This is a genomic window from Cupriavidus sp. a3, assembly GCF_051015765.1.
Taxonomy (GTDB): Bacteria; Pseudomonadota; Gammaproteobacteria; order Burkholderiales; family Burkholderiaceae; genus Cupriavidus; species Cupriavidus oxalaticus_A.
This window is the reverse complement of the sequence record NZ_CP170644.1, coordinates 1,134,929-1,156,347: the sequence shown is the minus strand read 5'-3', so window position 1 is coordinate 1,156,347 and position 21,419 is coordinate 1,134,929. Positions and strand designations below refer to the sequence as shown.

Below are 21,419 nucleotides of genomic sequence, written 5' to 3'. Positions count from 1 at the left end.
GCGCTTTCCCTACGCAAGTCCTGCTTATTCCAGCTTCACCCCACTCTTCTTCACCACCTCGCCCCAGCGCACCGCTTCCGTCCTGATAAAGGCCTGGAACTGCTCGGGCTTGCCGCCGACCGGATCGATACCGTAGTCGATCAGCCGCGCGCGCACGTCCGGCTGCTGCAGCACCGCGTCCATGTCCGCCGACAGCTTTGCCAGCACCGCCGGCGGCGTCTTGGCCGGCGCCAGCAGGCCGATCCAGCTGCCAGCCGTCACCGCCGGGAAGCCGGCCTCGGCCATGGTCGGCACCTCCGGTGCGGCTGGCCAGCGCGTCGGGCTGGTAATCGCCAGCGCGCGCACCTTGCCAGCCTTCACCTGCGGCATCATGGTCTGCACCGAATCGAAGATCACCGCGACCTGCCCGGAAAACAGGTCGGGCAATGCCGGCGAGATGCCCTTGTACGGCACATGCGTCATCTTCATGCCGACCGCCTGCGCGAGCAGTTCTCCCGCCAGGTGCGCGCCGGAGCCGGTGCCGCTGGACGCAAAGGTCATCTTGTCCGGATTGGCCTTGCCCCAGCCAACCAGTTCCTTAACGGTGGTCGGCGGCAGCTGTGCGCTGCCGACCAGCAGCAGCGGGATCCGGCCGATCATGCTGACGCCGGTCAGGTCCTTGACCGGGTCATAGCTCATCTTGCCGTACAGGCTCGGGTTGATCGCGTGGGCGGCGACCACGACCAGCAGCGAATAGCCGTCCGGCGCCGATCTGGCGACGTTTTCCGAGCCGATCATGCCGTTGGCGCCGGCACGGTTTTCGACCACCACGGGCTGGCCGATGCGCTCGGACAGTTTCTGCATGACCAGCCGCGTCACGGCGTCGGACACGCCGCCAGGCGTATACGGCACCACCACGCGGAGCGGCCGGTTCGGATAGGCGTCGCCCTGCGCCATGGCCGGGATTGCGCCAGCGAGGCTGCTGGCGAGCAGGCTTAGCGTCAGCAGCCGGCGGACAAGCGGGTTGCGCATGGATCGGGTCATGTGTCTCCTCCTTGGTCAGTGTTGGCCGGGTCTATGCCCAGCTGCGCGGTACGGAAAGCGGGAAATCGAGCAGCATCTGCGCGTAGCTCTTGCCAAGCGGGTCGGAGCGCAGGCTGGCCACACCGCCGCCGCCCAGCGCGCCATGCATCAGGAAGTTCAGCGCATGCAGGCCAGGCACGTCGAAGCGCTCGACCTCGCCCGCGACCAGGTGGGCAAAGTACGCGCGCACGGCCTGCGGCGTCAGCTGTTCGCGCAGGAGCGCCAGGTACTCCGGCTTGCGCGCGATCACGCCGATGTTCTCGTCGTCGCCCTTGTCGCCGCTGCGCGCGTAGGCAAGGGCGACCAGCGGCCGTTGCACGCGCGGTTCGTCGGGCACCGGCGGCAGTGGCGGGCCATCGACCAGGGCCGGCGCCTCGGGTGCGCCGCTGGCTGCTGCGCTGGCTGCCGCATGAGGCAGCGCGATCACGCCGCCCTCGAATTCCACCCGCATCGGCACGTCGGCCTTGGGCACCAGGAAGGAGAACACCTTCACCACCGGCTGGATATCGACACGCCCCGCAAACGAGGATCGCGTCCCGGCCGCCATCGACGTTCCCGCCGACGAGCATTCGCGCTGCAGGAAGCTCAGGCCGCGCGCCAGCGGATGGCGCGCGCCGATGCGCAGCACCACCTCGCGCGTCGGCAACTCGCGCGCATGGGCGCCGTATTGCGATTCGCAGCCCAGCAGCTCGACCACGGTGTCGGTGTAGTCGGGCATGCCACGTTCGGCCAGCATGGCGCGGGTGCGCGCCAGCAGCGCCTCGGCGGTGCGCCGCGCCTTGGCCGGGGCGTCGATGCCGCGGATCGCCATCATCAGGCTGATCTGGAAGCCGTCCTGCCAGGTGGCGTTGCCCTTGTAGTGGGTGCCGGGCGCCCTGCCGCGCGCGCCAGCCACGCGCACGCGGCCCGGCCCGACCAGCTCGGTACGCACCATGCGGAAGTCGCAGGTCACGTCCGGCATCAGGTAGCTAGCGGGGTCGCCCACCTCGTACAGCACTTGCTCTGCGACCGCGGCGGGGTCGACCAGCCCGCCGGTGCCGTCCGGCTTGCTCAGCTCGAAACTGCCGTCGTGCGCGCAGTCGATCACCGGGTAACCCATCCGCTCCCAGCCGGGCACGCGCTCCCAGTCGGTGAACAACCCGCCGGTGGCCTGCGCGCCGCACTCGATCACGTGGCCCGCCAGCGTGCCGGCGGCAAGGCGGTCCCAGTCGGTCCAGTCCCAGCCGAACTCGTGCGCCAGCACCCCGACCACCACGGCGCTGTCGACGCAGCGCCCGGCGATGACGATATCGGCGCCCAGCGCCAGCGCGCGGGCAATGCATTGCGCGCCGGTGTAGGCGTTGGCCGACCACGGCTCGGTGGTCGGCACCGGCGCCCCGGCAAGGTCGGTCAGCCCGTCGGCGCACCATTGCGCGAAGCGGGGCTGCACGTCGTCGCCGGTGACCACGGCGATGCGCGGCTTCAGGCCCTGCTGCGCGGCCACCTTGAGCAGCGCGTCGCGGCAGGCTGCCGGGTTGAGGCCGCCGGCGTTGGCGACCACGCGGACGCCGCGCCGCAGGATTTCGGCAAGGTTGGGCGCCATCGCTGCCTGCACGAAATCGGTGGCATAGCCCAGCGCCGGGTCCTTGGCGCGGGCGCGCGCCAGGATCGACATGGTGGTCTCGGCCAGGTAGTCGTAGACCAGGTACTGCAGGCCGGGCACGGACAGCAGCTGCGGCGTGGCAATCGCGGAATCGCCCCAGAAGCCGGAGGCGCCGCCGATGCGAACGGTCTTGCCGGTGTGTGTCGCGGTATTTGCCAGTTCGCTCATGCCGGCTCCTTCGCCACCACATCGGCTTCGACGCGCGCCAGCAGCGAGCCGGCGCTGGCCTGCCCGCCGGCGCGCGCGGCCAGTTCAGCGACCACGCCGGAAAACGGCGCAGCGATGGTGTGCTCCATCTTCATTGCCTCCAGCACCACCAGCGGCTGGCCGGCCTCCACACGCTCGCCCTCGGCCACGTGGACCGCGACGATGCGCGCCGTCAGCGGCGCCTGCAGGACCCCGCCGGCTTCACCGGCATCGCGGCGGCGGCGCGGGTCGTGCAGAGGGAACTGCCAGGCGCGGCCGGACTGGAACAGGTGCAGCACCTGCTTGTCGGCGGCGAACACCAGCGGATAGGCCACGCCGTCGCACTCGACCAGGGCCGTGCCGCTGTCGCCGTCGGCGCGTAGCACGCGCAGCGCGCAGGCAACCGGTTCCTGGCCGGGTTGCTGATCACTTTCGCGCTGCCGCAGCATCACGCGCCAGCCGTCGGCGGCAACGCGCAAGGTCGCTTCCCACGCCGCGCCGGCCGCGTACAGCACCACGCTGGCGGCGGCGCGCGCGAGCGTGGCCGGCTTGCCGTTGTCGCCGAGCAGTCCCGACGTGGCCAGCACGGCGCTGGCCATCACGTGCAGCGGCGGCAGCGGCGCCTGCAGCGCGCCCTGCATATGCGCATCGACGAAGCCAGTGTGCACGTCATTGCCGGCAAAGGCCGGATGCGCGAGGCAGTCGGCCAGGAAACCCTGGTTGCTCGGCACGCCCAGCAACGCGCAGTCTTCCACCGCGCGCAGCAGCTTGCGGCGCGCTTCCTCGCGGTCGGCGCCGTGGGCGACCAGCTTGGCCACCATCGAGTCGTAATGCGTGGGGATGGCGCCGCCCTCCTCCAGCGCGTGGTCGACGCGCACGTCGCGGCCGGCGGCGGGCGGGCGCCAGCGCAGCAGTGGCCCGCCCTGCGGCAAAAAGCCGGCGGGCACGTCTTCGGCGGTCAGACGGACCTCGATGGCGTGGCCCTCGAGCTTCACCTGGCCCTGCGTCACCGGCAGCGGCTCGCCCGCCGCCACGCGCAACTGCCATTCGACCAGGTCGAAACCGGTGATGGCTTCGGTCACCGGATGCTCGACCTGCAGGCGCGTGTTCATCTCCATGAAGTAGAAGTTGCCGTCGGCATCGAGCAGGAACTCCATGGTGCCGGCGCCGACATAGCCGATCGACGTTGCCGCGCGGACCGCGGCCTCGCCCATGCGCGCGCGCAGCGCCGGGCTGACCGCGGGCGACGGCGCCTCTTCGATGACCTTCTGGTGGCGGCGCTGCACCGAGCAGTCGCGCTCGCCCAGGTGGATGACATGGCCCTGCGTATCGGCGAAGACCTGGATCTCCACATGGCGCGGCGCGATCACGGCGCGCTCCAGGATCAGCTCGTCGGAGCCGAACGCGGCCGCGGCCTCGGAGCGCGCGCTGGCCAGCGCGATGGGCAGCGCCGCCGCCTCGCGCACCAGCCGCATGCCGCGCCCGCCGCCGCCGGCCGCGGCCTTCACCATCAACGGAAAGCCGATCGCGCCGGCTTCGGCCAGCAGCGTGGCGTCGTCCTGCGCCGCGCCCTGGTAGCCAGGCACGCAGGGCATGTCGGCGGCCAGCATCAGGCGCTTGGCCTCGGCCTTGTTGCCCATGGCGCGGATCGCCCCGGCGGGCGGGCCGACGAAGACCAGGCCCGCCGCCACCACGGCCTCGGCAAAGCCCGCGTTCTCGGCCAGGAAGCCGTAGCCCGGGTGGATGGCATCGGCACCGCTGGCACGGGCGGCCTCGATGATGGCGGGGATGTTGAGGTACGACTCGCGCGGCGCGGCGGCGCCGATGCAGACCGCGCGGTCCGCGAACGCCACGTGCGGGCTGTGGCGGTCGGCCTCGGAGTAGACGGCCACGGTGGCCAGCCCAAGGCGGCGCGCGGTGCGCATGATGCGCACCGCGATCTCGCCGCGGTTGGCGACGAGCAGCGTATGGAAGGGTCGGCTGGTTGCAGACATGTGGGAATCCTTTGAATTACCGGAAATTGGCAGGCGGCAGCCCTCAGCTCGGCGACTGCGCTGCGCGCACGGCATCGGCATCGAAGCGCACGGTCCAGCTCGCGTCACGCTTCTCGCGGAAGGCCGCCACGCCTTCGGCGCCTTCGCTGCGCATGCACTGGGCGAAAAGCCGCGAGGCTTCGTCCAGCAGCGGTCCCGCCGGCTCCTGGCCGCAGCGGCTGACCAGCGTCTTGAACACGCGGTTGGCATTGGGGGCGCAGCGGCCGATGCGCGTCAGCCATTCGGCGACCAGCGCGTCCAGCTCGGCGCTGTCGGCGGCCAGCTGGTCGACCAGCCCGATCGCCACCGCTGCCTCTCCGCCGATGCGCTCGCCGGTCAGGCCCAGGCGGCGCGTGGCCGCCGCGCCGATGCGCTGCACCACGAACGGCGCGATCTGCGCGGCGATGATGCCGAGCGTGGTTTCCGACAGCGCGAAACGCGCATCCCGCGTGGCCAGCACGATGTCGGCGGCGCACGCCAGGCCCATGCCGCCGCCCATTGCAGCGCCATCCACGGCGGCGATGACCGGCACCGGCAATGCGCCCAGCCGCTGCATGAAATAGCCGAATTCCCGGTTGCGCGTGGCGACCGGGTCTTCCCGGCTGGCTTCGGCATCGAGCCGCGCCTGGAAGTTGCCGACATTGCCGCCGGCACTGAACATGCCGCCGGCGCCGCGCAGCACCAGCGCGCGCACCTCGGGGCCGGCTTCGGCCTGCTCGACCGCCGCCGCCAGCGCGGCAACGACCTCGGGCGCCAGCGCATTGCGCGTGGCCGGGATATTGAGGGTGGCGAACAGCACGCCGCCGGCGCGGCGTACGATCACGGATTCGGTTTGCGTTGGGTCGGTCATGGCGCCTCCTGCCTGTCAGCCGCGCGACATCAGGCCCATCTGCTTGGCGATGACCTGCAGCATCACTTCGTCCGCGCCGCCGCCGATCGAGCCCAGGCGGAAGTCGCGGTACGCGCGCGATGCATGGTTGTCCCACGTGTAGCCCATGCCGCCCTGGAACTGCATGCACCAGTCGGCCACCTCGCGCGACAGGCGCCCGGCCTTGAGCTTGGCCATCGACGCCAGCTCGACCACGTCGCCGCCGGCGATATAGGTCTGCGTGGCCAGGTAGACCAGCGCGCGCAGCGCTTCCATTTCGGTCTTCAGCTCGGCCAGCTTGAACTGGATGAACTGGTTGTCCAGCAGCGGCTTGCCGAAGGCGATGCGCTGGCGCAGGTACTCGGCGGTTTCCTCGATCAGCGCGGTGCAGGCGAGCCGGCGCGCCGCGCCGTTCAGCCGCTCTTCCTGGAATTGCTTCATCTGGTAGATAAAGCCCATGCCCTCCTCGCCGATGCGGTTGCGTACCGGCACGCGCACTTCGTCAAAGAAGATCTGCGCAGTGTCCGAGCACCACATGCCGAACTTCTTGATCTTCTGCACTTCCACGCCGCGCACGCGCTTGCCGTCTTCCTTGATCGGCACCACGATCAGCGACTTGTTCTTGTGCACGGGCCCGTCGGAAGTGTTGCACAGCAGGCAGATCCAGTCCGACTGGGTGCCGTTGGTGATCCACATCTTGGAGCCGGAGATGACATAGTCGTCGCCGTCGCGCACCGCGCGCGTCTTGAGCGAGGCCACGTCGGAACCCGCGCCCGCCTCGGACACGCCGATCGAGCACACCATGTCGCCGGCGATGGCGGGCGCCAGGTAGTTGCGCTTCAGTTCATCGGAGCCGAACGCAGTCAGTGCCGGCGTGGCCATGTCGGTCTGCACGCCCACGCCCATGCCGACGCCTTGTGCGCGCGCATACCCGAGCGCCTCGGCGGCGGCAACGGCATAGGAGAAGTCGAGCCCCATGCCGCCATACTCCACCGGCTTGGTGATGCCGAGGAAGCCGAGGTTGCCCATCTTCTTGAACAGCTCGTGCGCCGGAAACACCTCGGCGGCTTCCCATTCGTCGACGAAGGGATCGATCTCCGCCGAGACGAAGCGGCGGATGCTGTCCATGATGTTGCGGTGGTCTTCGGTGTAAAGCATGCTGGTCTCCCGGATTTCGTTGCGTTCTGGTTGTCTGGAGGCGGCGGCGCTCAGAAGCGCCCGACGCCGAACTGGATGGCATGCGGCCGGCGCAGCGCCGCCTCGCGCGCGGTGACCAGCACGAAGGCGAGCACGGCGCGCGTGTCGCGCGGATCGATCACGCCGTCGTCGAGCAGCAGCCCGCTGGTGACGAATGCGCTCGCCTGCCGCTCGAAGTTGGCGACGATCTCGGCGGTCTGGCCGGCCAGCTGCGCCTCGTCGACCGGCTTGCCCTTGCGCGCCGCCTGCTGGCGCGCCACGATCTCCAGCGTCATGGCGGCCTGCTCGCCGCCCATCACCGCGGTGCGCGCGTTCGGCCACGAAAAGCAGAAGCGCGGCTTGAAGCCCCTCCCGCACATGCCAAAGTTGCCCGCGCCGAACGAGGCGCCACAGTACAGCGTAATCTGCGGCACCCTGGAGTTGGACAGCGCCTGGATCATCTTGGCGCCGTGCTTGATCATGCCGGCCTCTTCCGACGCGCGCCCGACGATAAAGCCGGTGGTGTTCTGCAGGAATATGATCGGCGTGCCGGACTGGTTGCACAGCTGGATGAACTGCGCGGCCTTGGTGGCGCCGGCGGGATCGATCGGGCCGTTGTTGGTGATCAAGCCTACGGTATTGCCCTCGATGCGGGCATGGCCGCACACTGTGCCGGGGCCGTAGTCGGGCTTGAACGGCAGCCACGCCGAATCGTCGACGATGCGCGCGATCACCTCGCGCATGTCGACCGGGCGCTTCATGTCGAGCGTCATGACGCCGTCCAGTTCCGACGGGTCCAGCCGCGGCGGGCGCGCCGGCTGTGCTGGCTGGGGCTCCACACGGGGCCAGTCCAGGCTGGCGACGATGTCGCGCGCGGTGGCGATGGCGTGCTCGTCGTCTTCCGCAAGGTATTCGGCCAGGCCGGTGGCGGTGGCATGCAGGTCGGCGCCGCCCAGTTCCTCGTCAGTGGCGATCTCGCCGGTGGCGGCCTTCAGCAGCGGCGGCCCGGCCAGGAAGGCGCGGGCGCGGTTGCGCACCATCACCACGTAGTCGGACAGGCCGGGCATGTAGGCGCCGCCCGCCGTGGACGAGCCGTGCACGACCGTGATTACCGGCAGCCCGGCCGCCGACAGCCGCGCCAGGTTGTAGAAGATGGCGCCGCCGCGCACGAACTTGTCGACGCGGTACTTGCGCAGGTTGGCGCCGGCCGACTCCACCAGGTGGATGAAGGGCAGCCGGTTTTCCAGCGCGATTTCCTGGCAGCGCACCAGCTTCATGTTGCCGGCCTCGGTCATGGCGCCGGCATCGATGCCGGAATCGGTGGCGAGCACCATGCAGCGCACCCCGCACACGAAGCCGATGCCGGCCACCAGCGAGCCGCCGGGCACCGAGGTCTCCGGATCGGGATCGTCCATGCAGAAGCCCGCCAGCGTGGACAGCGGCAGGAACGGCGCCCCCGGGTCGAGCAGGCGGCCGACGCGCTCGCGCGGCAGCAGCGCGCCACGCTTTGCAAAGGCGGGCCGCGAGCGCTCGGACGCGGCCACGGCGCGCTGCTCCAGGCCGTGCAGGCGGTCGATCAGTGCCTGCATGCCGGCGCGCTGGCCGGCGAAGGTGTCGGAGGACGGGTCAATGCGGGATTCGATGGGGATCATGGCGCGTGCCTGTGGTTCCGTGATGGATGGATTGCAAACCACGGCGCACGGCGCGACAACCGCAATCGCTCAGATTGTGCATAATGTGCACAATCTGCCGAACCAGCGCGGCGCCGCCGGCGCATCCAGCCATGCCCCCCAGATCCCCTGCCCCCGGCGGCGTCCAGAGCCTGGCGCGCGCCTTCACCCTGCTGCAGTTGCTGGCCGAACACCATGACGCCGGGCTGGCGCTGCCCGACCTTGCCGCCATGGCCGGCATCGACCGCACCACCGCCCACCGCATGGCGCGCTTCCTGGAAGCCGGCGCGTATATCGAGCGCGAATCGGCCGGCAAGCGCTATCACCTCGGTACCGCGGCGATGGCGCTCGGGCTGCGCGCGATGAACCGGCCGCCGCCCAACAGCGCCCTCGTCAGCAAGATGAAGGCACTGGCGCGGCTGACCGGCGACGCGGTCTTCCTGATCGTGCGCATCGGCGACCATGGTCATTGCCTGCATACCGAGGAAGGCAGCCACCGCATCAAGACCTTCCACATGCTGACCGGCACCTCGCGCCTGCTGGGCCAGGGCACCGGCAGCATGGCGCTGCTGGCCAAGATGGACAACGACGCGGTCCGCGCGCACTACGAACGCCACCGCGCCGAGTACGAAGCCGGCGGCCTCAGCCTGCTCCGGCTGATGCGCGGCGTCGAGCGCAGCCGCAAGCTGGGCTACGCGCTGGCCGGCGCGGAAGGCGTGGCGGGCGTGGGCTACGCCCTGCCGCTGGCAATGGGCGCGGAGGCGGCCATCAGCATCGTTTCGACTGCGTCGCGGATGTCGGCGGCACGCCGGCATGAAATGGGCGGGATCATCGTGGCGATGTTCGCGTAGCAAGGATGAAGCGGCGCGGCCGCGCGAACTCCCGGCTTTGCGCGACCTGTTGCCGCACTGAGCGGCCGCCCGCCTCGGTTTTGAAACGCGCCTCTGTCAGAGGCCGCACAGAGCCGCACCACGTCAGCGGCGTTCAATGGTGACGCAAGCAGAGATACGCAAGAACGCGCCCGCCGCCCTGGCATCGGCCGGGCCAGGCCGCCTTCACTGGAAGGCGGAATCAGTCCAGGTGCCAGAACAATAAATTCCCCCGCCGGCCAGAGGGAGGGTCGGCATTCCAGGCCACGCCCCGACGTCGGAGCGTGGCTTTTTTTTGTTTTGCCGGAGGGTGGACCAGGTCACGCGCGCCAGCATCATCGCGCCATATCTGTCGCTGGTCATGCAGCTCGATGCTTCGGTCATCGCCGCGCGGTGCCGGGTAACGGGTGCGGATGGCGATGCCACCAGCATGGGATACCGGGGCCAGACGGATCTTCCGGAGGTGCAAGCGGCCCATCAGCCGGTAGAATTTCGTTGCCACCAGCAAACGCCAGAGCCGTGCGCAGTGATCAGATGTCGAAGTACAGATAGAACTCCCACGGGTGCGGGCGTAACTTCAATGTATCGATCTCGTGCGTGCGCTTGTAGTCAATCCAGGTCCTGATCAGGTCTTCAGTAAAGACATCTCCCTTTCGCAGGAATGCAGAATCGGATTCCAGTGCGGAAAGCGACTCTTCGAGAGAACCTGGAACCTGCCGGATGCCGGCGGCTTCCTCCGGTGGCAGATCATAGATGTTCTTGTCGAGCGGGTCGCCGGGGTCCGTCTGGTTTTCAATACCGTCAAGGCCGGCAAGCAGCATTGCCGAGAAGGCGAGATAGGCATTGGCCGACGGGTCAGGGCAGCGGAATTCAACGCGCCTGGCGCTTGGGGAATCAGAAACCATTGGAATCCTGGCGGCGGCAGATCGGTTGCGCTGCGACATGGCCAGATTGACAGGCGCCTCGTATCCGGGCACCAGTCGCTTGTAGGAGTTTGTGCTCGGCGCACAGAACGCCATCAGGGCGGGGGCGTGCCTGAGCAAGCCGCCTATGTACCACCGGCACATCTGGGACGTCTGCGCCCAGCCATTCTCGTCGTAGAAGAGGTTCTCGTCGCCGCGCCAGAGGCTTTGGTGGCAATGCATGCCGCTCGCGTTGTCGGCAAACAGGGGCTTAGGCATGAATGTGGCGACCTTGCCGTGGCGGCGTGCAACATTCTTGCAGAAGTACTTATACATCATCACGTTGTCCGCCATTCGGGTCAGCGGTGCAAAGCGCATGTCGATCTCATTCTGGCCCGCCGTGGCTACCTCATGGTGATGCACCTCGACCCGGACGCCAGCCTGCATCAGCGCGAGTACGATTTCGGAGCGGATATCCTGCAGCGTATCGCTTGGCGGCACGGGAAAATATCCTCCCTTGTAGTGCTGCTTGTACCCAAGATTGCCTCCGCCATAGGCGCCTTCGTCACGGCCGGAGGCCCATTCGCCTTCGGCGGATTCGACATGGTAGTAGCCAGAGTGCTGGTCCTGGCCGAAGCGAATGGAGTCGAAAATGAAAAACTCCAGTTCGGGGCCAATGTAGCAAACCGTGGCAAGACCGGTTTGCTGGAGATAAAGCTCCGCCTTTCTCGCAATGTGGCGCGGATCGCGCGAATATGGCTGGTGCAGGACAGGGTCCAGCACGTCGCAGATCAGGACCAGCGTTGGTGCCGTACAAAACGGATCGATGAATGCCGTGGCCGGGTCAGGCCTGACCAGCATGTCGGATTCGTGTATTTGCTGGAACCCACGAATGGACGACCCGTCGAACCCGATGCCGGCTGAGAATAAATCGTCATTGACTTCCGGCAGCGTGATCGAGAAGTGCTGCCACACGCCGGGCAAGTCCGTGAACCTGAGGTCAATGACCTGGATCGCATGCTCCTTGATCAGAGCGATGACTTCACCAGGGTTTTGCGGCGGTGCAACGTGATAGCTGCCGGGTTCTATTGAGACCGTGCTCATAAGCGCCTCCGTCGTCTGACCCCGGAGCATAGTCCAACATTAGCCTGTCAGGTTCCGATTGCAAAGTGCCTCGCGAACCGTGCAGGCATCTCCGATGCGGCCCCATGTGTGAAATCCGCGCTTTCATCAGCCAGATCGCCGCAATACGGAAACCTGGAAGCAGGTGTTGGGAATGGATCAGTGCGGCTCGCGGAGCACTCGGCAAATCGTCGTCCGGGCAATGGTAGCTGTCACCTTTGGCTACACTGAACGCACTCCGCGCAAAGAGGGCCGCTCCATGCCAGACACGTTCATCTTCAACCGGTACCGCACCTGGCGCTGCTGGCCAGGCCATGCGTTTTGTATTGCACTGCTTGCGGCAGCCGTGGCAGGATGTGAAGCCCCGCCTCGCGATACCTCCATGACTCCGCCGCCGCCACGCTTGCCGATTGCGGCTGGCGACGAGGTATATCCGGCGCCCGGCACGGCGCGCGACACCCGCCCTGCAACGCCCACCCGCTAGCGGAGTCGCGTCGCGCCGGCCGCGCTGGCTCGCCCGCCCATCAAGCGCCGGCCAGCTTGCAAAAGCCGGCGCGCAAGCGCGCCGGCCCCCCGCCCGCTCAGAACGAGCGCGGCAGGCCGAGAATATGTTCCGCGACGTACGAGTAGATCAGGTTGGTCGAGATCGGCGCGACCTGGTACAGGCGCGTCTCGCGGAACTTGCGCTCGACGTCGTATTCGCAGGCAAAGCCGAAGCCGCCGTGGAACTGCAGGCAGGCGTTGCCGGCTTCCCAGCTGGCCTTGGCCGCCAGGTACTTGGCCATATTGGCCTGGGCGCCCATCGGCTCGTGCTTGTCGAACAGTTCGCAGGCCTTCCAGCGCATCAGGTTGGCGGCTTCCAGCTCGATGAAGGACTCGGCGATCGGGAACTGCACGCCCTGGTTCTGGCCGATGGGGCGGCCGAAGACTTCGCGCTCGCTGACGTACTTGGTGACGCGGTCCATGAACCAGTAGCCGTCGCCGATGCACTCGGCGGCAATCAGGGTGCGCTCGGCGTTGAGGCCGTCGAGGATGTACTTGAAGCCCTTGCCCTCTTCGCCGATCAGGTTTTCCTCGGGGATTTCCAGGTCTTCGAAGAACAGCTCGTTGGTCTCGTGGTTGACCATGTTCGGGATCGGCCGCACGGTCAGGCCCTTCTTCTGCGCTTCGTGCAAGTCGACCATGAAGATGGACATGCCTTCGCTCTTCTTCTTCACGTCGGCCAGCGCGGTGGTGCGCGCCAGCAGGATCATGAAGTCGCTGTGCTGCACGCGGCTGATCCACACCTTCTGGCCGTTGACGACATAGCGGCCGTCCTTCTTGACCGCCGAGGTCTTGATCTTGGTGGTGTCCGTGCCGGTGGTGGGCTCGGTTACGCCCATCGACTGCAGGCGCCATTCGCCCGAGGCGATCTTCGGCAGGTACTTTTCCTTCTGCGCCTGGGAGCCGTGGCGCAGCAGCGTGCCCATGTTGTACATCTGGCCGTGGCAGGCACCGGAGTTGCCGCCGCTGCGGTTGATTTCTTCCATGATGACCGAGGCTTCGGTCAGGCCCAGGCCGGAACCGCCGTACTCTTGCGGGATCAGTGCTGCCAGCCAGCCGGCCGCGGTCAGTGCATTGACGAAGGCTTCGGGGTAGGCGCGCTGCTCGTCGACCTTGCGGAAGTACTCATCCGGGAATTCGGCGCAAAGCGCGCGCACGGCATCGCGGATTTCTTGGTAGTTGTTCGATTGGGTCTGTTCGATCATGGCGCGTCGTTGGCTTGGGTACGGACGAAATTGCGGACGGAGTTTGCGGCGCATCGGTCCCACGGAATGCCCGCGGCGACCGCCGATGTTGTCTTGGCCGCAATGGTCGCTGCGATCGCCGCCCCGGGCAATCAACCATTGCGAAAGCGCGCCTTCCACTGCGCTTAAGGCCGGCATCCGGGGCCGCCGAGTGCCGTTTTCGCGAACGCCGAAGCCGACCATTGGCATTGTCAAATAGCGCAAAACCCACTTTGGCGACATCCTCACGGCTATCTCCTGATGAAGACATAGGACCCCCGGACATGGCAGTGAGCTACCAGCACCTCAAGCAGCGACCATTCGCCCCCGTACGCCAGCGCTATACCGAGCGCGACACCATGCTGTACGCACTCAGCCTGGGGCTGGGCAACGATCCGCTGGATGCGGCCGCCCTGCCCTTCGTGTTCGAGGGCGCCGCGGGCGGGCTGCGCACGCTGCCGTCGCAAGCCGTGGTGCTGGGCTATCCGGGCTTCTGGGCGCGCGAGGCCGATACCGGCATCGACTGGGTCAAGCTGCTGCACGGCGAGCAGCGCATGCGGCTGCACCGCCCGCTGCCGGCCAGCGCCGACATCGTCGGCAACAACCGCATCACGCACCTGACCGACAAGGGTGAAGGCAAGGGCGCGATCATGGTGACCGAGCGCCGGCTCGAAACGGCGGACGGCGAGTTGCTGGCGACGGTGCAGCAGGTCAGCTTCCTGCGCGGCGATGGCGGCTACAGCCAGCGCGACGGCGGCCAGCCCAGCGACGAGCCGCTGCCCGCATTGCGCCCCACGCCGGAAGACCGCGCGCCGGACTTCACCGACGCGCAGGCAATCCGCCCCGAGGCCGCGCTGCTGTATCGCCTGATGGGCGACTTCAACCCGCTGCATGCCGACCCGGAAGTTGCCAGGGCCGCAGGCTTCGAGCGTCCGATCCTGCACGGCCTGGCCAGCTACGGGCTGGTCGCGCATGCGCTGGTGCGCCAGTGCGCGGACCACGATCCCGCCCGCCTGCGCGCGCTGGATATCCGCTTCACCGCGCCGGTGTTCCCGGGCGAGACGCTGGTCACCGAGATCTGGCGCACGCCGGACAATCCTAACCACTTCCGGTTACGCGCACGCGTGGCCGAGCGCGACAAGGTAGTGCTCAGCCATGGCTGGGCCGAGATCGCCTGAGCCTGCACCGCCCAATGCATCCTGCTACCGTGGATAACAACGAACTTGGCGCCGCGCTGCAGGCACTGCTGCGCCCCGGCGACCATATCTGGTGGGGCCAGGCCACCGCCGAGCCGCTGACGCTGACGCGCGCGCTGGTCGGGCATCGCCACGCGCTGGCCCAGGGCAGCCGGCTGAGCGTGTTTGTCGGCATCGGCCAGTCAGACACGCTGCAGCCGGCGCAGGCCGACGTGATCGATTTCTTCGGCTATGCCGCCAGCGGTCCGCATCGCGCGCTGGCCAAGGCCGGCGTGCTGGACATCGTGCCCAGCCATTACTCGCATCTGCCTGGCCTGATCCGCCAGGGCGCGCTGCGCGCCGACGTGGTGCTGGTGCAGGTGTCGCCGCCCGACGAGGAAGGCCGCTACAGCATGGGCCTGGTGCATGAGTACATTCCGGCGGCGCTGGACCGGGCCCGCGTGATCGTGGCCGAGGTGAACCCCGACGTGCCGTGGACCTATGGCAGCCGCCATCTCACCGCGGACGAGATCGACCTGCTGGTCGATGCCGCGCATCCACCGATCAGCCTGGACCGCGGCGCCCCCGGCGCGGCTGAGCAGGCGATCGCGCGCCATATCGCCGGCTGGGTCGAGGACGGTGCCACGCTCCAGATGGGCATCGGCAACCTGCCCGAGGCCGTGGTGGCCGCGCTGCACGACCGCCGCGACCTGGGCCTGCACAGCGGCGCGGTGGGCGACGGCATTGCCGCGCTGGCCGAGGCCGGCGTGCTGACCAACGCGCGCAAGACTATCGATACCGGCATCGGCATCGGCGGCATCCTGATGGGCAGCGAGCGGGTGCGCCGCTGGGCCCATCGCAACCCGAAGCTGCAACTGCGCGAGACCAGCTACACGCATCATCCCGAAGTGCTGGCCAGCATCGACAAGCTCACGGCGATCAATTCTGCGATCGAGGTCGACCTGACCGGACAGGTGAATGCCGAAGTGGCGGCGGGCGTCTATGTCGGCGCCGTGGGCGGCGCGGTCGACTTCCTGCGCGGCGCCGCGCGCAGCCGCGGCGGCCTGCCCATCGTCGCCCTGCCCGCGACCGCCAAGGGCGCCAGCCGCATCGTGGCGCAGCTGTCCGGGCCGGTCAGCACGCCGCGCTCGGATGCCGGCCTGATCGTCACCGAACACGGCGTCGCCGACCTGCGCGGCCAGACCCTGTCGCAGCGCGTGCGCCGCATGCTGGACATCGCCGCCCCCGAACACCGCGAGGACCTGGAGCGCCAGGCCCACGCCCTGCTGCGCCAGTGCGGCGCGGTTTTCGTTGCCACGGCGAGCATGGCCTGACCGGGCGCCTGCCTCGCTACCCAACAGAATTTCCAAGGAGACTTCCATGCGCCGAGCCGCAATCGTCACCCCCCTCCGTACTCCCGTCGGCACCTTCGGCGGCAGCCTGCGCCCCGTGTCCGTCGAGGAACTGGCCGCCACCACCGTGCGCGCCGTGGTCGAACGCAGCGGCATCGACCCCGCCCGCATCGATGACGTGGTCTTTGCCCAGTCCTACGCCAACAGCGAAGTGCCCTGCGTGGGCCGCTGGGCCGCGCTGCAGGCCGGCCTGCCGGTTGAAGTGCCGGGCATGCAGCTGGACCGCCGCTGTGGCGGCGGGCTGCAGGCCATCGTCACGGCGTCGATGATGGTGCAGAGCGGCGCTGCCGACGTGGTCATTGCCGGCGGCGTCGAGAGCATGAGCAATATCGAGTACTACACCACCGACATGCGCTGGGGCTCGCGCTCGGGCAACGTCAAGTTCTACGACCGCCTCGACCGCGGCCGCGAGCGTTCGCAGCCGGTCGAGCGCTTCGGCAAGATCTCCGGGATGATCGAGACCGCCGAAAACCTCGCGCGCGACTACGGCATTACGCGCGAGCGGGCCGACGCCTTCTCCGTGCGCAGCCACGAACGCGCCGCGGCCGCTTGGGAAGCCGGCCGCTTCGACGCCGAGATCGTGCCGGTGCAGGTGCCGCAGCGCAAGGGCGACCCGGTCACGTTCGCGCGTGACGAGGGCTTCCGCCCCGGCACCTCGATGGAAAGCCTGGGCAAGCTGCGCGCGCTGATGCCCAACGGCACCGTCACCGCCGGCAATGCCAGCCAGCAGAACGACGCCTCCGCCGCCTGCCTGATCGTGGCCGAAGACAAGCTGGCCGAGCTGGGCCTGACCCCGATGGCGACACTGGTGGGCTGGGCGGCAGCGGGCTGCGAGCCGTCGCATATGGGCATCGGCCCGGTTCCGGCGGTGAAGAAGCTGCTCAAGCGCCTGAACCTGACGCTGGACCAGATGGACCTGGTGGAGCTGAACGAAGCCTTTGCCTGCCAGGTGCTGGCCGTGCTGAAGGGCTGGGAATGGAACGACCAGGACGCGATCGAGCAGAAGCTCAACGTCAACGGCTCCGGCATCTCGCTGGGCCACCCGATCGGCGCCACCGGCGTGCGCATCCTGGCCACGCTGCTGCACGAACTGCAGCGCCGTGGCGGCCGCTATGGCCTGGAGACCATGTGCATCGGCGGCGGCCAGGGGATCGCCGCGGTGTTCGAGCGCTGCTGATCGCATGCACCGTCGTCGAGCCGTCGTCCCTGCGCAGGCGGGGATCCAGTGTCTTCATCCCCGAAGGGGACGTGAAAGTCGCCGCGTGGCCGACCGCGCGGTTCGGATTCTTGGCGGTTCCGGCTATATTTCCGAGTTCGGCATCGAGCGCTTCTACCGCGACGTGCGCCTGTTCCGCCTGTATGAAGGCACCACGCAGATCCAGCAGGTCATCATCGCCCGCAACATGATCTGCGAGGCGCGCGGCGCCTGAGGCGCCGCGCTGCCGATATGCCCCCCCACGCTGCCCGCACCGCGACGGGCAGCAACGACGCAACCGCCACGATTTCCATGACCGATTCCGCCGCCAATTCCCTTCCCGAACTGCCGCCCCCTTCGCCGCGCACGGGCGCGCTGAGCCACCTGCGCGTGCTCGATCTGTCGCGCGTGCTGGCCGGGCCGTGGTCCACCCAGAACCTGGCGGACATGGGCGCCGACGTCATCAAGATCGAAAAGCCCGGCGAAGGCGACGACACCCGCCACTGGGGCCCGCCGTTCCTGTCGGGCGACGATGGCGTGCCCACGCGGCAGGCGAGCTATTTCACCGCGGCCAACCGCAATAAGCGCTCGGTCACCGTGGACATGTCCAAGCCTGAAGGCCAGGCACTGATCCGCGAACTGGCCCGCCACAGCGACGTCGTGGTGGAGAACTTCAAGACCGGCGGCCTCAAGCGCTATGGCCTGGACTACGAGAGCCTGAGCGCGGTCAGTCCGCGCCTGGTCTACTGCTCGGTAACGGGCTTCGGCCATACCGGGCCGTATGCGGCCCGCCCCGGCTACGACCTGCTGATCCAGGCCATGAGCGGCCTGATGAGCATCACCGGCCATGCCGACAGCGAACCCGGCGGCGGCCCGATGAAGGTGGGCGTGGCGGTGATCGACCTGTTCACCGGCATGTACGCCACCACCGCGATCCTGAGTGCGCTCGAAGCGCGCCACTACACCGGCCGCGGCCAGCATATCGACATCGCGCTGCTTGACGTGGCGATGGCCGTGCTCGCCAACCAGGGCGCGGGCTTTCTCAATGCCGACGACGTACCGCGCCGCCAGGGCAATATCCACCCGAGCGTGGTGCCCTACCAGGACTTCCCCACCGCCGACGGCAACATGCTGCTGGCGATCGGCAACGACGGCCAGTTCGCGCGCTTCTGCGAGGCCGCGGGCGTGGACTGGGCCCGCGACGAGCGCTATGCCACCAACACCGGCCGCGTCAACAACCGCAAGGTGCTGATCGCGATGATGATGGAGCTGACGCGCACCCGCACCACCGCCGAATGGGTCGCGCTGCTCGAAGCCAATTCGGTGCCGTGCGGCCCGATCAACAATATCGCCCAGGCGTATGCCGACCCCCATGTGCAGTCGCGTGGGCTGCGCATCGAGCAGTCGCGCTATCCGGGCGCGCAGCCGCCTGCGGGCCAGAGCGTCAATCGGGTCGTCACCGCCGCCAGCCCGCTGCGCCTGTCGGAGACGCCGCCCACGCTGCGCTATGCCCCGCCGGCGCTGGGCCAGCACACCGAGGAAGTGCTGCGCGACTACCTGAAGCTGGACGCGAAGCAGGTTGAAGCACTGCGCACCAGGGGCGTAGTGTAAGCCGATTGCAGCGCAATTGCCGCGCACATACACTGGCGTCGTCCGGTTTGCCGGACGGTTTTCTACCCCGCACAAGGACTTTCCGCGCGATGCCCCCGGACCGAGCCAACCCGCAACGGATCAGCGATATCCCCCGCCACTGGGCCGCCGAGGCCCCAGACCGCGCGGCCGTTTTCGAGGACGGCCGCATCGTGACCTTCGCGCGGCTGTGGCAGGGCATCGAGGCTGCACAAGGCTACCTGCAGGCGCAAGGCGTCGGCACCGGCGACCGGGTGCTGGTCGTGGCGGAGAACTGCCTGGCCGTGATCACGCTGGTGTTCGCGCTGTCCGAACTGGGCGCATGGCCGGTGGTGGTCAACGCGCGCCTGTCGGAGCGCGAGATCGAGGAGATCCGCTCGCACTGCCAGCCCCGGCTGATGCTCTTTACCCACGGTGCCTCGCCCGACGCGCTGCGGCACGGCGTGCGCTACCGTGCCCGCGAAATCGCGCCGGCCGGACTCGGCCCGCTGATGGCCAGCGCCGCCGACAGCGCCAGCGAACGCGAGCCCGAAGCCGTGGCACGCGAGGTCGCCGTGCTGATCTACACCTCCGGCACCACCGGGCAGCCCAAGGGCGTGATGGTGACGCACCGCGGCCTGCTGCACTTTGCCCGTGTCACGGTGGAATCGCGCCGCATGCAGCCGGATGACTGCGCCTATGCGGTCATGCCGATGTCGCATGTGTTCGGACTGGGCACGCTGCTGGTGTCGACCTTCCAGGCCGGCGCCAGCCTGTACCTGAGCGCGCGCTTCAACGCGGCGGACGTCATCGCGGCAATCCGGCAAGGGGCGATCACGCTGCTGCAGGGCGTGCCGACCATGTTCGGCCGCATCCTCGCGCATGTGCGTGCGAGCGGCATGCCGCTGGCGCCCTCACCCAGGCTGCGCTACCTGTACACCGGCGGCGGACCGCTCGACCCGACGCTCAAGCAGGAAGTCGAAGCGATGTTCGGCCAGCCGCTGCACCATGGCTACGGCATGACCGAGTACGCGGGCTCGCTGTTCGTCACGCGCGTGGACCGCCCGCGCGGCGATTGCTCGGCGGGTGAGATCGTGGAAGGCGCCGAACTGCGGGTGGTCGGCCCCGACGGCCAGCCCGTGCCGGCCGGCGAGTCCGGCGAGCTGTGGGTCAGGGGCCCCGGTGTCATGCGCGGCTACTACCGCGCACCGGCGCTGACCGCCGAGGCGCTGCGCCCCGGCGGCTGGCTCAACACCGGCGACCTGGGCCGGCTGGGGCCCGACGGCGCGCTGTTCATCGTGGGCCGGACCAAGGACCTGATCATCCACTCTGGCTTCAACGTCTATCCGATCGAGGTCGAATCGGTGATCAACACGCATCCGTCGGTGCGCGTGTCGGCGGTGGTCGGCCAGCCGGCCGCGGACGGCAACGAGCGGGTCATTGCCTTTGTCGAGATCAAGGACGGCGAGAAGTTCGATGCGCAGGCGCTGCACGACTACCTGGTCGACCGCCTGTCGCCGTACAAGCGCCCGGAAAAGATCCTGCGCGTCGCCAGCATCCCGGCCACTGCCAGCGGCAAGCTGCTCAAGCACCAGCTCAAGCAGATGGTTTCGCAGCAGAATTAGCGGTGGCGATAACGGTGGCGATAGCGGCAGCGGCGGCGCTCAGTCCTGCCGCCCGAGTCCGTCCTCGACGAGCAGGTCGACCAGCTTGCGCGCGAACAGCGGCAATGCGCCCACATCCGCCACGCACACCTGCAGCTTGCGCTCGGCCCATTCGTCGTTGAGCTGGACGATGCGCAGCGCCATCGTGCCGGCGTGCCGCGCAGCCGTGCTCTCGGGCAGCACGCCGACGCCGACATTGGCCTCGATCATGCGGCAGGCGGTCTCGAAGTTGCTGACCTGGACGCGCCAGCGCAGCTCGCGCTGCAGGTCGGCCGCGGCGCGCTTGAGGAAGTTGTGGATGGCGCTGGCTTCCGGCAGGCCGATAAAGTCGTAGTCGAGCGTATCGATGAAATCCACGGTGTCGCGCTCGGCCAGCGGATGGCTCAGTGCGGTCGCAAGCACGAGCCGGTCGCGCCGGTAGGGCATGACCTCCAGCCCTTCGGTGCGCACATTGCCCGCGATGATGCCGATATCGACCATCCCCTCCTGCACCGCACGCACGATGTCCGGGCTGAGCCGCTCCTGCATGTCGATGGTGACGTCGGGATTGCTGACCAGGTAGGTGCGCAGCACCGCGGGCAGGAACTCGCTCATCGCCGTGGTGTTGGCAAAGACGCGCACATGGCCCTTCACGCCGGCCACGTATTCCTGCAGATCGCCGCTGAGCTGCTCCAGCTGGCGGATCACGCGGCGCGCGTGCGCCAGCAGGGTCTCGCCGGCACCGGTGACCTTCACGCCCTGGCTGCTGCGGCTCAGCAGCTTGACGCCGACATACTCTTCCAGGTTCTTGATGCGGGTACTGGCCGCGGCCAGCGACAGGTGGGAACGCTGCGCGCCGCCGGTCAGGCTCTGGGCCTCGGCAATATGCGTGAACAGTTTCAGATCGACCAGATCAAAGCGCATTACATCGTTCCCTAGCGTGGTACGGGATTATCGCGCAAAGGCGGCGCCCGTACACGACGCCGGTGCGAATGCCGCACCGCCGGGGCGAATATCGCCCAGCGTTGGCGCCTTGTCCGCAAGACAGGCAAAGGTTAGCCAATAGTGCCAGGAAGCCGCGCGGGGCTGG

At 68.3% G+C, this 21,419-nt stretch carries 15 protein-coding genes and 1 pseudogene; 7 read left to right on the top strand and 9 right to left on the bottom strand.

Going from position 1 to position 21,419, the window contains the following annotated elements; genetic code table 11:
- Positions 1-24 precede the first annotated feature (24 nt).
- The 6 genes from ACAD63_RS27065 to ACAD63_RS27040 are packed head-to-tail and all read right to left on the bottom strand — an operon-like array spanning position 25 to position 8,619.
- A complete protein-coding gene (locus ACAD63_RS27065; protein ID WP_135702708.1) occupies positions 25-1,023 on the bottom strand; it encodes a tripartite tricarboxylate transporter substrate binding protein in 999 nt (332 codons plus the stop codon).
- 31 nt (positions 1,024-1,054) lie between these two features.
- Positions 1,055-2,872, bottom strand: a complete 1,818-nt coding sequence (locus ACAD63_RS27060) for an acyclic terpene utilization AtuA family protein (RefSeq protein WP_434034639.1) — start codon at positions 2,870-2,872, stop codon at positions 1,055-1,057.
- The gene (locus ACAD63_RS27055) at positions 2,869-4,884 is read right to left on the bottom strand and encodes an acetyl-CoA carboxylase biotin carboxylase subunit (protein ID WP_434034638.1); all 2,016 of its coding nucleotides are present in this window, start codon (positions 4,882-4,884) and stop codon (positions 2,869-2,871) included. Before ACAD63_RS27055 ends, ACAD63_RS27060 begins: the two co-directional genes overlap by 4 nt.
- Before the next feature lie 43 nt (positions 4,885-4,927).
- The gene (locus tag ACAD63_RS27050) at positions 4,928-5,773 is read right to left on the bottom strand and encodes an enoyl-CoA hydratase/isomerase family protein (protein WP_135702711.1); all 846 of its coding nucleotides are present in this window, start codon (positions 5,771-5,773) and stop codon (positions 4,928-4,930) included.
- Positions 5,774-5,788: 15 nt separating this feature from the next.
- Positions 5,789-6,949 carry an acyl-CoA dehydrogenase family protein gene (locus tag ACAD63_RS27045; protein ID WP_133094655.1) on the bottom strand — a complete coding sequence of 387 codons (1,161 nt, stop codon included), beginning with the start codon at positions 6,947-6,949 and terminating at the stop codon, positions 5,789-5,791.
- 50 nt (positions 6,950-6,999) lie between these two features.
- Positions 7,000-8,619 carry an acyl-CoA carboxylase subunit beta gene (locus tag ACAD63_RS27040; protein ID WP_434034637.1) on the bottom strand — a complete coding sequence of 540 codons (1,620 nt, stop codon included), beginning with the start codon at positions 8,617-8,619 and terminating at the stop codon, positions 7,000-7,002.
- 131 nt (positions 8,620-8,750) lie between these two features.
- Between ACAD63_RS27040 and ACAD63_RS27035 the strand changes: the two genes are divergently transcribed.
- Positions 8,751-9,488, top strand: coding sequence for an IclR family transcriptional regulator (locus ACAD63_RS27035; protein WP_135702713.1), 738 nt, complete (start codon positions 8,751-8,753; stop codon positions 9,486-9,488).
- Positions 9,489-10,036: 548 nt separating this feature from the next.
- On the opposite strand, the gene glnA is transcribed toward ACAD63_RS27035, so the two are convergent.
- Positions 10,037-11,512 (bottom strand): type I glutamate--ammonia ligase, encoded by a 1,476-nt coding sequence (gene glnA / locus ACAD63_RS27030; RefSeq protein WP_133094652.1) that lies wholly within the window; start codon positions 11,510-11,512, stop codon positions 10,037-10,039.
- 599 nt (positions 11,513-12,111) lie between these two features.
- A complete protein-coding gene (locus tag ACAD63_RS27025) occupies positions 12,112-13,278 on the bottom strand; it encodes an acyl-CoA dehydrogenase family protein (protein WP_029048285.1) in 1,167 nt (388 codons plus the stop codon).
- A 302-nt stretch (positions 13,279-13,580) separates the two neighbouring features.
- Here ACAD63_RS27025 and ACAD63_RS27020 point away from each other — a divergent pair, with 302 nt between their 5' ends.
- The 6 genes and pseudogenes from ACAD63_RS27020 (at position 13,581) to ACAD63_RS26995 (ending at position 20,311) form a co-directional block, all read left to right on the top strand.
- On the top strand, positions 13,581-14,474 hold the full coding sequence (locus ACAD63_RS27020) for a MaoC/PaaZ C-terminal domain-containing protein (protein ID WP_135702714.1): 894 nt from the start codon (positions 13,581-13,583) through the stop codon (positions 14,472-14,474).
- Positions 14,475-14,488: 14 nt separating this feature from the next.
- Complete coding sequence (locus ACAD63_RS27015) at positions 14,489-15,805, top strand: acetyl-CoA hydrolase/transferase family protein (protein ID WP_195431802.1); 1,317 nt, start codon at positions 14,489-14,491, stop codon at positions 15,803-15,805.
- A gap of 46 nt (positions 15,806-15,851) precedes the next feature.
- On the top strand, positions 15,852-17,060 hold the full coding sequence (locus tag ACAD63_RS27010) for an acetyl-CoA C-acetyltransferase (RefSeq protein WP_133094649.1): 1,209 nt from the start codon (positions 15,852-15,854) through the stop codon (positions 17,058-17,060).
- A gap of 79 nt (positions 17,061-17,139) precedes the next feature.
- Positions 17,140-17,313: pseudogene (locus ACAD63_RS27005) on the top strand (acyl-CoA dehydrogenase family protein); the annotation flags it as partial.
- Between the two features lie 77 nt (positions 17,314-17,390).
- Positions 17,391-18,689: a CaiB/BaiF CoA transferase family protein gene (locus ACAD63_RS27000; RefSeq protein ID WP_195431803.1), complete on the top strand. Its 1,299-nt coding sequence runs from the start codon at positions 17,391-17,393 to the stop codon at positions 18,687-18,689.
- An 89-nt stretch (positions 18,690-18,778) separates the two neighbouring features.
- Positions 18,779-20,311 carry a class I adenylate-forming enzyme family protein gene (locus ACAD63_RS26995; protein WP_434034636.1) on the top strand — a complete coding sequence of 511 codons (1,533 nt, stop codon included), beginning with the start codon at positions 18,779-18,781 and terminating at the stop codon, positions 20,309-20,311.
- A 39-nt stretch (positions 20,312-20,350) separates the two neighbouring features.
- Here the strand turns inward: ACAD63_RS26995 and ACAD63_RS26990 are convergent, their stop codons facing one another.
- Complete coding sequence (locus ACAD63_RS26990) at positions 20,351-21,253, bottom strand: LysR substrate-binding domain-containing protein (RefSeq protein WP_133094646.1); 903 nt, start codon at positions 21,251-21,253, stop codon at positions 20,351-20,353.
- Positions 21,254-21,419 lie beyond the last annotated feature (166 nt).